The 15,671-nt window shown below is 37.1% G+C and carries 15 protein-coding genes; 6 read left to right on the top strand and 9 right to left on the bottom strand.

Annotated elements, in window-relative coordinates; genetic code table 11:
* Positions 1-29: 29 nt before the first annotated feature.
* Together ACMAYL_RS01875 and ACMAYL_RS01870 are read right to left on the bottom strand one after the other, a co-directional pair.
* Positions 30-362, bottom strand: a complete 333-nt coding sequence (locus tag ACMAYL_RS01875; RefSeq protein ID WP_103217284.1) for a hypothetical protein — start codon at positions 360-362, stop codon at positions 30-32.
* A 148-nt stretch (positions 363-510) separates the two neighbouring features.
* Entirely contained in the window at positions 511-720 is a 210-nt protein-coding gene (locus tag ACMAYL_RS01870; protein ID WP_103217283.1) for a hypothetical protein, read from the bottom strand.
* Between the two features lie 165 nt (positions 721-885).
* Here ACMAYL_RS01870 and ACMAYL_RS01865 point away from each other — a divergent pair, with 165 nt between their 5' ends.
* Positions 886-2,409: an alanine/glycine:cation symporter family protein gene (locus ACMAYL_RS01865; protein ID WP_412469581.1), complete on the top strand. Its 1,524-nt coding sequence runs from the start codon at positions 886-888 to the stop codon at positions 2,407-2,409.
* Between the two features lie 27 nt (positions 2,410-2,436).
* On the opposite strand, the gene ACMAYL_RS01860 is transcribed toward ACMAYL_RS01865, so the two are convergent.
* Positions 2,437-3,621 (bottom strand): exo-beta-N-acetylmuramidase NamZ domain-containing protein, encoded by a 1,185-nt coding sequence (locus tag ACMAYL_RS01860; RefSeq protein ID WP_103217281.1) that lies wholly within the window; start codon positions 3,619-3,621, stop codon positions 2,437-2,439.
* Positions 3,622-3,744: 123 nt separating this feature from the next.
* Between ACMAYL_RS01860 and ACMAYL_RS01855 the strand changes: the two genes are divergently transcribed.
* A complete protein-coding gene (locus tag ACMAYL_RS01855; protein WP_103217280.1) occupies positions 3,745-4,542 on the top strand; it encodes a thymidylate synthase in 798 nt (265 codons plus the stop codon).
* The gene (locus ACMAYL_RS01850; RefSeq protein ID WP_199177521.1) at positions 4,539-5,027 is read left to right on the top strand and encodes a dihydrofolate reductase; all 489 of its coding nucleotides are present in this window, start codon (positions 4,539-4,541) and stop codon (positions 5,025-5,027) included. Before ACMAYL_RS01855 ends, ACMAYL_RS01850 begins: the two co-directional genes overlap by 4 nt.
* 1 nt (position 5,028) lies before the next feature.
* Here the strand turns inward: ACMAYL_RS01850 and ACMAYL_RS01845 are convergent, their stop codons facing one another.
* Together ACMAYL_RS01845 and ACMAYL_RS01840 are read right to left on the bottom strand one after the other, a co-directional pair.
* Positions 5,029-6,645 (bottom strand): YiiX/YebB-like N1pC/P60 family cysteine hydrolase, encoded by a 1,617-nt coding sequence (locus ACMAYL_RS01845; RefSeq protein WP_103217279.1) that lies wholly within the window; start codon positions 6,643-6,645, stop codon positions 5,029-5,031.
* Positions 6,646-6,740: 95 nt separating this feature from the next.
* Complete coding sequence (locus ACMAYL_RS01840; RefSeq protein WP_103217278.1) at positions 6,741-7,316, bottom strand: Maf family protein; 576 nt, start codon at positions 7,314-7,316, stop codon at positions 6,741-6,743.
* Positions 7,317-7,409: 93 nt separating this feature from the next.
* On the opposite strand from ACMAYL_RS01840, the gene ACMAYL_RS01835 reads away from it, so the two are divergent.
* The 3 genes from ACMAYL_RS01835 to ACMAYL_RS01825 all read left to right on the top strand — a co-directional run bounded on the left by ACMAYL_RS01835 (position 7,410) and on the right by ACMAYL_RS01825 (position 10,121).
* Entirely contained in the window at positions 7,410-8,264 is an 855-nt protein-coding gene (locus ACMAYL_RS01835; RefSeq protein ID WP_103217277.1) for a class I SAM-dependent methyltransferase, read from the top strand.
* A 107-nt stretch (positions 8,265-8,371) separates the two neighbouring features.
* On the top strand, positions 8,372-9,790 hold the full coding sequence (locus tag ACMAYL_RS01830; RefSeq protein ID WP_412470656.1) for a DUF4105 domain-containing protein: 1,419 nt from the start codon (positions 8,372-8,374) through the stop codon (positions 9,788-9,790).
* Between the two features lie 10 nt (positions 9,791-9,800).
* Entirely contained in the window at positions 9,801-10,121 is a 321-nt protein-coding gene (locus tag ACMAYL_RS01825) for a hypothetical protein (protein ID WP_103217275.1), read from the top strand.
* Between the two features lie 27 nt (positions 10,122-10,148).
* Here the strand turns inward: ACMAYL_RS01825 and ACMAYL_RS01820 are convergent, their stop codons facing one another.
* The 4 genes from ACMAYL_RS01820 to ACMAYL_RS01805 form a co-directional block, all read right to left on the bottom strand.
* Entirely contained in the window at positions 10,149-10,799 is a 651-nt protein-coding gene (locus ACMAYL_RS01820) for a hypothetical protein (RefSeq protein WP_412469576.1), read from the bottom strand.
* Between the two features lie 100 nt (positions 10,800-10,899).
* The gene (locus ACMAYL_RS01815; RefSeq protein ID WP_103217273.1) at positions 10,900-13,269 is read right to left on the bottom strand and encodes a ribonucleoside-diphosphate reductase subunit alpha; all 2,370 of its coding nucleotides are present in this window, start codon (positions 13,267-13,269) and stop codon (positions 10,900-10,902) included.
* A 3-nt stretch (positions 13,270-13,272) separates the two neighbouring features.
* Positions 13,273-14,244 carry a ribonucleotide-diphosphate reductase subunit beta gene (locus ACMAYL_RS01810; protein ID WP_233189698.1) on the bottom strand — a complete coding sequence of 324 codons (972 nt, stop codon included), beginning with the start codon at positions 14,242-14,244 and terminating at the stop codon, positions 13,273-13,275.
* Between the two features lie 440 nt (positions 14,245-14,684).
* Positions 14,685-15,641 (bottom strand): tyrosine-type recombinase/integrase, encoded by a 957-nt coding sequence (locus ACMAYL_RS01805; protein WP_412462635.1) that lies wholly within the window; start codon positions 15,639-15,641, stop codon positions 14,685-14,687.
* Positions 15,642-15,671 lie beyond the last annotated feature (30 nt).

Raw genomic sequence — 15,671 nt, 5'->3', positions numbered from 1 at the left:
TTGTCTTATTTTTTCTTTGGGGGGAGGGGTTATCTCATCTCGATTAAATCTTGATGGATATATTCAATATCTTCTTCTAATGCTTTTAAATACTCTGGTGAAAGCTCACTTGTGTGGTCATTTAAATGAGTTAACTCAGATGCAATATTATTTAACTCTAAAGCGTAGTCCTGATCAGCTAGGTCTCTAACTTTTGCATATTCAAAAATTGCTAGATTTAGCTTTTTTGTCATCTCTTTAAGCTGCACATTCTGCATGGCCATCTTAGAGATATTGTTAATTGATCTCTCATCATCTCCACTTAGTGGAATGGCCGCTAGTGTATGAGTTGAAATGAATAGAGCTAGTAGTAGTGCTTTCATAGGTTTATTTTAGCACTTAAGCGGTTGGGATTCTTTGTTTGGTGTAAGGCTTACAAGGGTGTATAGAAAATAAGCGAGTGGGTTCAGTTTCGCAGATTCCTGTAGGTCTTTCTCATGACTTAGACAAGAATCTGCACTGATTTGAAGATTAAAGCCCTAGGCGAGCGTTCACTTCTTTTTCATCTGCTTGGCCTGCTTCGATTGAAGTCTTAATAACCATTAGCGCCTGTTGGCTAATAAATCTCTTATCGGCCGTAGCAACTGTTAGATCGATATGTTTTTGATTATCAATTGTTGAATACTTAACAAGTGGTTTTACGATTTCAATCGCTTCTTCAAGCGTTGGTAACTTACTCACTTTTTACTCCTTTTAAATCTTTATAAGAAATAAGAATACACGATTTTAATGGGCCCGAAAATAAAAAAGGTGACAAGATCAATAAAGTTTCTATAAAATTTACTGTGACACAATAAAAAACGCATACGAATTTTGAGAGAGTAAACTAAAACAAAGGATTGTTTAATGATTAAAATCGCAATGTCTCGCACGTTGATGGGGATTATTTTTTCTATCATCACCCTAAGTACCTACGCCCAAGACTACGCTCAAAGCGAGCTTGATCTACAAGATAAAGTGAATAATATTTTTGGTGTCATAAATGGAAAATACTATCCATTTCTTTTTTGGAATATTCCAATTATTGATATGCCATTAATCTTGTTCGTCATGGTCTTTGGTGGTGTTTTCTTCACGCTAAGACTTGGATTTATTAATATTCGACTTTTTAAGCACGCCATTGATGTAATTCGTGGAAAGTATGACAACCCTGAGGATGAAGGGGATATTACTCACTTCCAAGCGCTAACATCCGCACTTTCAGCAACTGTTGGTCTTGGTAATATTGCAGGTGTTGCTCTTGCCATTGGTAAAGGTGGTCCAGGAGTTGTGCTTTGGCTATGGATTATCGCCTTTTTTGGGATGTCGATGAAATTTGCTTCTTCTACATTTGGTCAAATGTTTAAGCATAAGACTTCAAATGGAGATATGTTAGGTGGGCCAATGGTTTACTTAACTGAAATGTTTAAGAAAACTAAGCTCATTTGGGTAGGGAAGTTCCTAGGTATCTTTTATGCCATAATGACTATTGGAGCATCATTTGGTGGTGGTAACTTATTTCAAGCAAACCAAACTTTCAAAATTATTGCCGATCAGCACCCTGGTACTTCACCGTGGATCGTAGGGATTATCCTTGCATTCTTAGCAGGTGTTGTTCTTATTGGTGGGATCAAAAAAATCGGAACGGTTACTTCAAAGCTAGTTCCAATAATGTGCGCATTCTATGTTTTTACTTGTCTCGCAATTATTCTTTCAAATTATAGTAATATTCCTCATATGTTTTCGATGATCTTTAGAGAGGCAATGACACCTGACGCTGTTTTTGGCGGTGCTTTCGCTGTTATGCTTGTAGGGATTCAAAGAGCATCTTTTTCAAATGAGGCGGGGCTTGGATCAGCTGCCATTGCCCACTCTGCGGCCAAAACAAGTGAGCCTGTTAGAGAAGGTGTTGTTGCGATGATTGGGCCAGTTATTGATACTCATATTGTTTGTACAATTACTGCCCTAACTCTTCTTGTTACTAACGCTCACATTGAACCTAGTGTTGCAGGTAAAGGTGTAGAGATGACGGCATATGCTTTTGCGACTCTTGGTGATTGGGCACCTTATTGTTTATTAATGGCCATTTGTGTTTTTGCTTACTCGACAGTTATCTCTTGGTCTTATTATGGTGAGAGAGCAACTTTATTTCTATTTGAAAAATGGATTGGTTTTAAAAGTGTGAAGTTCTATCGTCTTTGTTACGTATTTATTATTATATTAGGTCCTGTTCTTGAAATTGGTCACGTACTAGACTTTGCAGACTTAATGCTTCTTTCAATCGCGTTTCCTAATATTATCGGAATGGTTTGTTTCTCAAATCTTCTTAAAGCGAAAGCGGATGATTATATTACACGTTTTAAGTCTGGTCAGATGAAAACTTATAATTAATAAAAAAGGCCTCGAAAGAGGCCATTTTTATTTATAAATTTTTATTGATTCAATTTCTTCTAAGTACTCTTTATGATTTTTAATTTCAAACTCACGAAGTTCACTCATGCTACCTAGACGCTCTACCCAGTCTTTGACAAATTCACTTCCGTTAATAAGATCAATGGCCAGCTTGCCAAACGCATATTCATAGTCTTTAGCATCCCACTGGAATTTGTCTCCTAGGGCGCGCTTAAACTCACGACAAAGATATTGAGAAACTTGCCATGAATTGAATTCTTTTTCATTCGTCACGTGAATGTGAACTCCGCCACATGCATTTCCTGCATGTTTATTAAAAGTCGGCATGAAGTTTACCGGACGTAGAATAAAGCTTCCGTTATCAATTTCATTAAGTGTCTCTTTAAGTGAGTCTACAAAAGAGTAGGCTTCTATTGCTGGGTGGCCAACAACTTCAAGGGAGCGAGTTGTACCTCGTCCTTCACTTAAGTTTGTTCCTTCATAAAGAACGGTTCCGCAAAATGTAAGTGATCCTTCAGGTGTTGGTAGGTTTGGAGATGGATTAACCCAGGCAAGTCCTGTGTCTTTCCAAAACATTGCTCTTGTTAGCCCTTCAACTTCGATAATATCAAGTTCAACGTTAATACCTAGCTTCTTTTTGGCCAAGAGTGCGTATTCTCCCATTGAAAGTCCATGGCGTTGTGGAATTTCTAGTGCACCTACAAATGACTTATACTCAGTTTCTAATATATTTCCTTCTATCTTTTCAAGTCCCACAGGATTAGGACGATCAAGGATAACGACCTTAATACCGTGCTTTGAACATTCTTCAAGTAGATATGTAACTGTTGTAATATAAGTGTAGACACGTGTTCCAACGTCTTGAAGATCCACAACAAAAGTATCAATACCTTCAAGCATCTCAGAAGTCGGCTTTCTTGTTTCACTATAAAGTGAGTAAACTGGCACACCAAAGAATGGGTGAGTGTAGTGATCAGTCTCAACCATATTGTCTTGTACGTCACTAACGAAGCCGTGTTGAGGGCCAAATAATTTTTTGAATCGATCTCCAAAAATTTCCTTGAAAATAATTGGGGCAACCTTGAAGTTTGTATCGACGCTTGCGCTGTGACAAAGTAATGCAATATTTCCTGTAATTTTATTTTGTAAACTTGCGTCATCTCTTAGACGCTCTAATCCTATTTTTATCATAATATATTTCCTTATTTGTAATATTTTATGGGCCTTTTTGACGAGTTGCAAGCTATTAAAATCGTGCTTATTTCGTTATAATTGAGTTTAGAGAAAACACACACAACCTTGGGAGACACACGGATGAGACAATACTTAGATCTTATGAAACACGTGCTTGAAAACGGTCAAAAGAAAGAAGATCGCACAGGTACGGGAACAATTTCAGTTTTTGGTTATCAAGCTCGTTATAATTTAGAAGAAGGATTTCCTTTAGTTACTACTAAGAAATGTCACCTTCGTTCAATCATTCATGAACTTCTTTGGTTTCTAAAAGGTGATACAAATATTGCATATCTTAAAGAAAATAAAGTTCGCATCTGGGATGAATGGGCAGATGAAAACGGTGATCTTGGACCTGTTTATGGATACCAATGGCGTCACTGGAAAACTCCAAATGGAGACGAAGTTGACCAAGTTGCAAATCTTGTAAAAGGTTTACGTGAAAATCCATTTTCTCGTCGTCATATTTTAACTGCATGGAATCCGGCCGATGTTGATAATATGGCACTTCCACCGTGTCACTCATTTATTCAATTCTATGTTTCACCTGATATGAAATTATCTTGTCAGCTTTATCAAAGATCTGCAGATATCTTCTTAGGTGTTCCATTTAATATCGCTTCATACGCATTATTCACAATGATGCTAGCGCAAGTTACAGGTCTTAAGCTTGGTGATTTTGTTCACACAATGGGTGACGCTCACCTTTACTTAAATCACCTGGATCAAGCAAAGCTTCAGCTAACGCGTGAGCCACATCCACTTCCAAAGATGTGGGTAAATCCAGAGATCACATCTATTTTTGAATTTACTTATGAAGACTTCAAGCTTGAAGGCTATGAGGCCCATCCACATATTGCAGGAGAGGTTTCAGTTTGATCCTTTCGTTAATTGTTGGAATAGGGAAGAATCGTGAAATAGGCAAGGGCAATGATCTGCTTTGGCATATTAGCGAGGACCTTAAAAATTTTAAAAAAATAACAAGTGGCAAGCCGATTATTATGGGAAGAAAAACCTATGATTCAATCGGCAGGCCTCTGCCAAAAAGACGCAATATTGTCGTCTCTCGTGATCCTTCTTTAACGATAGAAGGTTGCGAAGTTTTTTCTAATCCACTAGAAGTCTTAGATAATTTAAAAGCTGCTGGAGTAGAAGAGGCCGTGGTTATTGGTGGCTCATTCATTTACGAATATTACCTACCAATGGTTGATAGAATCTATTTAACTGAAGTTGATTTTGAAGGAGAAGCCGATGTGTTCTTTCCTGAGTTTGACCGAAGTGAATTTAGTGTAAGTGAAGAGGTATTCTTTGAAAAAACAGAGAATTCCCCAGCTTGGAAATTCTCTGTTTTAAATCGATTGTAATCTATTTAATTAAAGTACTATCTTTCATAAGTTGAGCAAAGTTTCCATTGAGATCCTTTGCTACTTCTTTTCCGTCGTGAATCAGTAGAACTGTTGTAAATGATTTATCATCTCCAACTTTTTCACCAACGTTATCAGGTGAGATTGTATAGCGCCCAGCGGCCTTGGCCACAGGCCATTCCATATCATCAAATGTGACGTAAGCAAGTTCTGAACAAACAATTCTCTCATCAGTCTCAACATCAAAGTTAAAGTCATAGACCTTACCAACTTGTTTGAAAGCATTGATTAAGTAATCCTGTTTTTGCTCACGAGTTAACTCTCTTTGGTAGCGAACAGCAGCTAGGTCATCAATGTCCATAAAGTGATGAAGAGTATTGTACTGAACACCTGGTCTAAGTGCTTCAATAATTCGCTTTCCTTTATTTTCGATCTCATCGTGGAAAGGGACGACCTCAGGATGATCCCATATTCCTAATTCTTGAAGCTGGGCCTTATTTCCAGTCCAAATGGCAACGTGTCCCCAGTGACCAGGAATGAATTTATCTGTAAGTCTAAATGGTGTCTTTTCTAGTAAAACATCAAGAGGTTGTAGTTGTGCCTCAAGCTCCTGAATTTTTTCTGGAGATGGATCATAAAGCTTTCCACGTCTTGTTTGAACAAGACCTGCAGTGTTTCCAAAACCTTTTGAAATAACATGGGTGGCATTATTTTTACTCTCTTTAAAGTAGTCGCCAATATAGCGCCAGATCATCGAAATCTTTCTGCCAAGAATTCCTTTTTTAAATTCCTTATTTAATTTATCAAAACTAATAGATGATTGAATGAGAGAATCTAGGTAGTAATTAGCACGGTCTGTTGCAATATTATTTTCAGCATAGAACTTTAGAAGGTTTTGGTATTGTTCTAAGCCTCGTTCAACGCGATTGTAATTGTCATATTTGTTGTAGCTAAAAGTAATCTTTGCTAGTTGATTTTTTAATTCAGCATTATCGTAGTTAATGAGGTGGCGAATCTTTTTCATCTCTTGTATTTGTGAAAGTACAATCATGTAATTATCGTACATAACAAGAGCTGTAGCGATAGACATCTTCATGTCATAGATAAGGGCCTTACCTAATTCATCAGTTGGGTTAATTGTAATCTCTTTGTATTTCTGCCAACGATAATTTTCGTGGGCATCTCTTTTTTGATTATGATTCGTTCTTACTTTCTTTTTCTTCTTTAAAATTTCTGATGGACGATCTGTTGTGATAATTACTTCGTTATAGCGATCAACAATCCATTTGGTTTCATCAATTTTTGGCCATACCGAATCTCTAAATCGTTTGTAGGTTTCAGTTCCTTCTTCGTGCATTGTAGTGATTTGACTACTCTTTAAGACTTTCTGTTCTTGTATGTCGATAATGAAATCAATAGCGTTGTGGCGCCAGACTAGAATTTCTTCGATTCTATTTTGATAATTTTCTAATTCTTCATGATCATAATAGGTTTCGACCTCTGGGCCGTAGAGACTTACTGATGATATTTTTCTATTTATGTCTGCATAGTCTTTCGTACAACTCGAAACGAATAAGCTGGTTGCCATAAGAGCAACTATTGCACTCTTTCTCATCATGATAACTCCCTCATATTTATCAATACCAATTATTCATCGGCAATATAGAGGGAGTTATTTAGTCAGATATTTGTTTTACTAGTTTTTTCAGTTATTTATAGAACCTTGATACCGAAATCTTCTAAGATTTTTGAGAGTGATATAAGTGGTAGCCCGATTATTGAAGAGTGATCTGGACATTCGACTTCATCAAAAAGCGCGATTCCAAGTGTTTCAAGTTTATAAGCACCACAGCTCCATAGTGGCTCATCAATTTCGATATAGCGCTTGATCTGTTCATCTGTTAATGGTTTCATCTTCATTTTAGAGACGACAGTCTCAATCACTTGCTTTTCTTTTGAGATGACAGCAATGCTTGTAATGAGCTCATGCGTACTACCCTGTAGGCGCTTTAAGTGATTAAAAGCATTTTCTGGTGTTTCTGGCTTATTAAAAATCTCTCCATTGAAGTTTAGGACTTGGTCTCCACCGATGATAATTGATTCAGGATTAGTTTTGAGAACCTCTTGTGCTTTTTGTAGAGATAATTCACGAGAAACCTCAAGTGGAGTAAGGCCTTGTGTTTTTATGGCCTCTTCATCAATATTTGGTGAAATACATGTGAATTCTAGGCCTAGCTGTTTTAATTGTGCTTGGCGAAACTGTGATGAACTTCCTAATATTAACTGCATAATTTACTCCGAAAACGATTTCTCATAACTTAGCAAATCTATCACGCTTGGGCCATTCATGATATAATAACCCAAACTTTATTGAGGTAATCTATGTCTGATAATAATGAAAATAATAATGTAAATCCTAGCGAGTTTCCATATCTTCATGGTTTTGACCAAACTGAACAGGATCGCTTACGTGCTCAGGCCCGTTTTGCAGAACAAACTGTTTATAAGGATGTAAATCTTTCGAGGGTAAAGGAATTAATTGAGATTGGATGTGGCGTTGGTGCTCAAACGGAAATACTTTTAAGAAGATTTCCTGATATGCACATTACTTGCGTCGACCGCAGTGAACATCAGCTTGCCTCTGCAAAAGAGTTTCTCGGGAGCACTCTTAATGGTGCTTTTAAGGATCGTTTTGAACTGCATCAGATGGATGCAACAAATTTAACTTTTGATTCACGTAAGTTTGATGGAGCATTTCTGTGTTGGATTCTTGAGCATGTGCCTGAACCAGCAAAGGTTCTCTCAGAAGCAAGAAGAGTTCTTAGACCTGGCGGGCGTATTTATATTACTGAAGTTATGAATTCTAGTTTTCTTCTTGATCCATATTCTCCAAATACTTGGAAGTATTGGCAGGCCTTTAATGACTATCAATACGATATGGGCGGTGACCCGTTTATTGGTGCTAAACTTGGAAACCTTCTTATGCAACAAGGTTTTAGAAATATTAAGGTCGAATCAAAGACGTGGCACCTTGATAATCGACGTCCCGATAAGAGAAAGGAATTCATCGATTACTGGTGTGAGCTGCTATTATCTGCTGCCCCTCAACTTGTAAAAGAAGGACGTGTGGATCAAGAGACAGTTGATGAGATGAGAATTGAGCTAAAGAAAGTCTCTAATGATCCAAATGCGGTTTTCTACTATAGTTTTGTTCAAGCAAGCGCTAACGCGAACTAAAAATTCTATAATTTCATATATTTAATGGCCGTCTAGAGAGTAGACGGCCTCTAACATTCTTTCATTTCTTAACTGAATGGCCTTAATTTAGCGTAATTATAGTAATTATGAAATTACGTCTAACTTCCAAATTATTTACGACACTCATCATGTGCCTAATGATAGTGCCAGCTATTGCTGGAGAACTAGAGTTTCGTAAGTTAAGTGAGGCCCATAGGGATCAATTCCTTTCACTGACAAATTGGAAAAGAAGTATACGTACGATTCATCATGGGGGCGTAAGAAAGAGGCAAGTTATTTACAAGTCTCTTAATCTAGAATCAGATTTCAAATCACCAGCTAAAGAGTTTTCTTCAGTCTTAGAAAGTTTTTATCTCGATGAAAATTTTAAATGTGAGCGTTTTGCTATTTATGAATTCATGGCCGATGTTACAGGTATAAGGCCCACATCAAGTAAGTGTGATAATCATTTTTCAACATTTATTTTTAATCAAATGGGCCTTGTTGAAATTAGTTTTTATACGAATCGTATAACTAAGATTTCATACCTTATGGCCTCTAATGGAAAGAGTGCAATGAGCCGCTTTGGCCACAGTATGTTCTATGTTTCTGCATGTAAGCTAGATATAGAGAATTGTCCAACAAGAGATCAGGTCGAATTTGTTCTTGGTGTTGCGGCCGATGTTGATGATTTATCTCCCGGTTTTTTCAAAGGTATCTTTGGTGGTTATGCTGCAAAGATTGATTTCATGTCACTTGCCCAAGTTAAACAAAAATATAATTATGAAGAATTTAGAGACCTCTACCAATACGACTTGAATGTAACAGGACGTGATAAGAGACGATTTATCTCTCATGCGCTTAATCTATATAAGAACAAAGATATGGGACGCTACAAGTTCTTTTCTGCAAATTGCGCGACAGAATCATACAAGCTCATAAGAGCAGCTTTTGGCCACACTAAATTGCGCTCAAATATTTCTACTCCAAAGGGTCTTTTAGAAGAATTACAAGAGAGTGGATATGTAAGTACTAAAAAGAGTCGTACTTTAAAAGAGAAATCGAAAAAGGTTTTAGAGAGTCTTGCATTACTTGATGTTAAAAGCTTTGAAGATTATCTCTTACTTGAACCTAGTTTAAGGGCCGCTAAAGCGCAGATGTTTCATCATCGTCATTCTCGTCAAGATTCTAATGATACCTCAGTTTTACATGCATTTGTGTTTCTAGAAACAATGGCTTTTTCGACAGAAAATATGAATTTACTCGAGCTTGCTTCAAAAAATGAGAACGCATCTATTGCCAATGAATTTGAAGCTCTTGCTAGCGAGTATAAGGATTGGTATCGAAAGAGCAATTTACTCTTAAGACAAGGAAAGAAGCCTAAGGCAAATGATGTCACAAATAGAATTGATCAATTCTATCGTATTCACTTTATGCAAAGAATTGAGCGAATTAAAGAAGTCGCTTTGAATATAAAAACAACGAAAGAATTAATTAAAGATATCAACAAACGAAAACGTTTATAAAGGAGAGTTTATGAAAAATATCGCACTAATCGTTATGACACTTTTAAGTCTAAATGCTCATTCAGATGGTGTTTCTGAGAGAGAGCTTTCAACTATTTTAACTATTTCACCATTTGTTACGACGACTGAATCAATTAATGATGCATTAACAACTGATGAGTTTGAAGAAGCTGGACACATTATTGCTGATGGTGTTGTGACAGAAGAAGAACGTCAAGAGATGTCGATTGAACTTAAAGGAAGGCTAGAAGAGTGTATTGAGTCAGACGGAGCTGAGTTTGAATCTCCAGAAACTGACTGTCTAAAACTTCTTGCAAGCTACGATTACTAATTTAGCTTATACTTTGGGCCCGCTTTTTTAGTTGGCCCAAATATAGCGTCTTACTTTCTTGATTCCTTCTTCTTGGAATCGCTCCATTGCCTTAGAACTATCTTCATTAGTCAGCTCAATCAATGGGTAGTGCTCTTTTGTTTCTTCTTTATTTATTGCATAAGGAGGACCAAAGTCACGAGATCCATCGTGATCCATTGTAATCAATAGAATTTTGGTCTCTTCTTGGATTAGTCTCTTGATTGTAGGGTAGTACTTCTCTTCTCTCATGCACTTTGGAAGTGCTACATTTGAAGCTCGGTCGTAGAGAAAATCAATTTTACCTAAGTCTTCGATCTTGAAGAAATCCTTGTTATGAATTTCGATCTTTCCATCTTTAGAAGAATAGACTTGATCATTATTTTTAAACTCAATTTCATTCTCGTTAAAAAACTGTTCAACAGGATCTTTAACGACTTCAACGCCAATTACTTTTGCCCCCTTATTTGCAAGATAGATCATATCTAGTGATTTACCACATAAGGGGATGAGTACAGTTTTACCATTTAGATCAAGATCGCCGAAGTAATCAATCATGGCCTGATTGTATTCACTCTGATGAAAGCCTGTGAAGCCTTTATCCCATCCCTCTTGCCAAAATTTTGCGTTATCTTGTTTTTGATTTGTTTCAATTTTCATATTATCGCTCTAAATGTAGTGAGGGGCCAAATCCCTTGGCCCCTCTTTCTAGCACTTCGATTCAACCGGAGTTGGATCAAATTTAATTTTAAAGTAACTTCTAGCTTCCACACATTTGGCAATCTTCTGGATTGTCGATTGAACAAACCATTGCTGCCGCTTCTTGCTCAAGTTGCTCAGGAGTTTTCTTACCTTCATTCTTTACTGTGAACTGAACAGCGTTAACTGCAGCACGTGAACGTAGGTAGTACATACCTGTCTTAAGCCCTTTCTTCCAAGCGTAAAAGTGCATTGAAGAAAGTTTCCCGAAGTTAGGGTTTTCAAGGTGGATATTAAGTGACTGACCTTGGTCAATATAAGGGCCACGTCCAGCAGACATATCAATAACTGCTTTTTGCTTAACTTCCCAAACAGTTTTGTATAGAGCTTTTAAATCCTCTGGGATTCTTTCAATTGATTGAATTGAACCATTGTTAGCAATGATTTCATTTCTTAAAGTATCATCCCATAGGCCACGATCAATTAGGTCGCGAACTAAGAATTTATTAACAACTGCAAATTCTCCAGAAAGAACACGTCTTACGTAGATATTTGAAGTGATTGGCTCAAAACACTCGTTGTTACCAAGGATTTGTGAAGTTGATGCCGTTGGCATTGGAGCAACTAGAAGAGAGTTTCTTACACCGTGCTTTGCAACTTCTGCTTTTAGTCCATCCCAGTCCCAGTTTCCTGAGTGAGCAGTATGTCCCCACATGTCAAATTGGAATTGACCTTGTGACATTGGAGAACCTTCGTAAGTTGAGTATGGCCCATCAATGATTGCATCATCTTTTGAAGCAGTTACAGCTGCAAAGTAGATTGTCTCAAAGATGTCATTATTAAGCTGAAGTGCAGCTTCAGACTCAAATGGTAGTCTCATCATAAAGAAAGTATCTTGAAGACCTTGAACACCAAGACCGATTGGACGGTGTCTCATGTTAGAATTCTTCGCTTCAATTACTGGGTAGTAGTTGATGTCGATGATTCTGTTAAGGTTCTTCGTCATACGGTAAACAACTTCATAAAGGTGTTTGTGGTCGTATGTTACATTTCCATCTTTGTCAGTCTTAACGAATTTGTTAAGAGCAACTGAAGCAAGGTTACAAACAGCAACTTCATCAGGTGCTGTATATTCAAGAATTTCAGTACAAAGGTTTGACGACTTGATTGTACCTAGGTTCTTTTGGTTTGATTTTTCGTTAGCTGCATCTTTGTAAAGCATGTACGGAGAACCAGTCTCTGTTTGTGATTCAAGTACTGCAAACCAAAGGTCTTGTGCACGGATTGTTTTCTTAGCTTTACCTTCTGCCTCGTAGCGAGTGTAAAGAGCTTCAAATTCTGCACCATAACATTCAGCTAGACCTGGACACTCATGTGGGCAAAATAGTGACCACTGTCCATCTTCTTCAACACGCTTCATGAATAAGTCTGGCGTCCAAAGTGCGTAGAAAAGGTCACGCGCTCTTTGCTCATCCTTACCAGTGTTCTTCTTCATTTCTAGGAATTCGAAGATATCTGCGTGCCATGGCTCAAGATAAATTGCAAATGAACCTTTACGCTTTCCACCACCTTGATCTACGTAGCGAGCAGTATCATTGAAAACTTTTAGCATTGGAACGATTCCGTTCGACGTACCATTAGTTCCCTTGATGAATGAACCTTTTGCGCGAATATTGTGGATTGATAGACCGATACCACCAGCAGACTGAGAAATCAGTGCAGTTTGCTTAAGAGTGTCGTAGATTCCATCAATTGAATCATCTTTCATTGTTAGTAGGAAACAAGAAGAAAGCTGTGGCTTAGTTGTTCCCGAGTTAAATAGAGTCGGAGTTGCGTGAGTAAAGAACTTCTGGCTCATTAGGTTGTATGTTTCAATTGCAGCATCCATGTCATTCATGTGGATACCAACAGAAACTCTAAGTAGCATTTGGCCTGGTCTTTCAACAATTTTACCATCCATTCTAAGAAGGTAAGACTTCTCAAGAGTTTTGAATCCAAAGTAGTCGTAGTTGAAGTCACGCTTATCAACGATTGTCTTATCTAGTAATTCAGCATTTGCCATTACTGTTTCATATAGTTCTTTTGAAACAAGAGGAGCGTGCTCACCAGTTGCCTTGTTAACATAGTGGTACATTTCCTTAACGTTCTCAGAGAAACAACCTTTTGTTTCTTTGTGAAGGTTAGAAACTGCAACACGTCCAGCAAGTACGTTATAGTCTGGGTGCTTTGTTGCAAGGTATGCAGCTGTTTCGGCCGCAAGTCCATCTAGTTCAGTTGTTGTAATACCGTCGTAGATACCTTCGATTACTTTTTGAGTAATCATTGTTGCATCAACATTACCTTCTAGTCCAAAGGCAAGTGTATTGATTCTGTCTGTAATTTTATCGAATTTAATTGGCTCTCTCTCGCCACTTCTTGTCTGTACGTACATTTCTTAAAACTCCGCGTCTAGTGTGAATGTGTTTTCTGATTTTTCAGAAAGAATACCTGGTCTTTGGTATTCAGAAACTCTCTTCTCAAAGAAGTTTGTTTTACCTTCAAGAGAAATTAGCTCCATCCAGTCAAATGGGTTCGCTGCACCATAGTGAGTCTCTAGACCAAATTGTTGCATCCAGAAATCAGCTACAAATTCAATATATTGCTTCATCAGGTCTGCATTCATACCAATTAGAGAAACTGGAATTGCATCAGTGATGAATTCTTTTTCAATTTCAACTGCTTCAGTAAGGATCTCTTTGATCTTTTCTTTGCTACATTGTTCTTCTTTATCAAGTAGTGAGTGTAGAAGAACTGCAAATTCACAGTGTAGACCTTCGTCACGAGAAATAAACTCGTTAGAAGTACATAGACCTGGCATTAGGCCTCTTTTCTTTAGCCAGAAGATTGCACAAAATGAACCAGAGAAGAAGATTCCTTCGATGGCAGCAAATGCAACTAATCTTTCAGCAAATGTATTTTTTGAGTATAACCACTTCATTGCCCAGTCAGCTTTTTTCTTAACTGGCTCAAAGTGATCAACAGCGTGGAAAAGACGATCTTTTTCTTTAGCGTCTTTTACATATGTATCAATTAGTAGAGAGTAAGTTTCAGAGTGAATGTTTTCCATTGCAATTTGAAAACCATAGAAACATCTAGCTTCAGGGTTTTGTACATCATTGTAGAAACGTACAGCTAGGTTTTCATTAACAATCCCATCACTTGCTGCAAAAAATGCAAGTACGTGAGTAATGAAGTGTCTCTCATTGTCATTTAACTTTTCCCAGTCAGTAATATCTTGGGCCAAGTCGATTTCTTCAGCAGTCCAGAAAACTGCCATGTGTCTTTTGTACATTTCCCAGATTGAATTGTATTCGATTGGGAAAAGGACGAATCTATCGTCATTCTGTGCTAGAATTGGTGAAGTCACAAGTTCCTCCTTAACTTTTGCAATAGCGTGTGTGTGCTAAATACATGCAACTTATATTTAGTAAAAAAAATATAAAATCTCTTAAATGTTATTTAATAAGATCGTGTTGTGTTGTTCTTATTCAGTGTATGACTGCCTACTTTCTATTTCAATACACAAGACTCAATAGATATTTCTTTTTTTTTAAGGGCCGCTAATTTTTATACTTGATCAGGTTGATGTGTCTTTCTAGACCCATTAAACAAGGGGTTTCGGCACTTTTTCAAGTCTTATTTTTAGAAAAAAAATACTGTCTTAAAAATTCTGTCATCTAATTTTTATTAGCAAGGGGAGTCTTTGACACGATGTGCTTATACCATATATTGTGGCCGTAATATTTTTGACACTACTATATCTTGTTAAAATATACGAACAATGGGGTGCGAAATAAAAAAACTAACTTATTCCCAGTTTAATTTTAGTGTAGGAGATTCTTTAATTTTGTTTCTTCTCTTATCGTATTCACCTGTTGTTTTCACTGATGCGTGACCTACTTCAATTGCAATTGTGTAGATATCGACACCAATTTCCAGGAGCTCTCCGATAAAAGTGGCCCTGGCCGAATGGGGAGTAATTTTAAATCCGATACCTGCTTTAAGAGCATACTTGTCTAAAAGCTCATTAATTGTTCTCGGGTTTATAGGTTTGTTTAAATTTGTTGGATCACTTGGATTTCTAGTTGGTTGAAAAAGCCAGTCATTTTCTGCTGTGTCTCGTTCATTCTCATTCATCCATTCAATATATTCATCAAGGGCCTTTATCGCGATAGGATTCAAAACTTTCTTACCAAGCTTTCCACCTTTTGCACGATATTGAAGAATCTTATTAGCGCCTTGTATTTGATAATCTTTAAAACGTAGATTTAAAATTTCACTCTTTCTAAGTCCCGTTGTAAAGAACGTTGTAAAGAGTGCTAAGTGAAGATACTTGCTCTTTTCATTTTGTCCCATATGATAAAATAGCTCTAAAACCTGTTGCTTGTTAAGGGCATTAGTAGGGGATTTAACTTCACTTCTTGGTCTTCTAACACTTGAGACAGGATTGGCCTTAAGTAGATTTTTCTCGACGAGATACTTAAAGAATGCACTTAAACTCGCAAGCTTTCGATTGATCGTCTTTGGTGTTGAAGGGTTTTGATTGTGACCTCCAAATTCAGAGAGGTAATTTCTAAATTTGATGATATGTATACGCTCAATTGAATCGTAGTCATTAAGCTTATAGTAATCACTAATCCAGCATAAGAATTGGTTAATATCATTTAGATAAGATTTTCTTGTATGAGATGAAGTAAAGTTTTCAAAAAACTCTTCATCGAGAATAAAGTCATGACCAATATCTTCTTGCTTTAAATCGAACATATATCAATTTTAGCAAGGTTTTTATCTGGG

This window comes from Halobacteriovorax sp. RT-2-4, assembly GCF_047085445.1.
GTDB lineage: Bacteria > Bdellovibrionota > Bacteriovoracia > Bacteriovoracales > Bacteriovoracaceae > Halobacteriovorax_A.
This window is presented reverse-complemented; position numbering and strand designations above follow the sequence as displayed.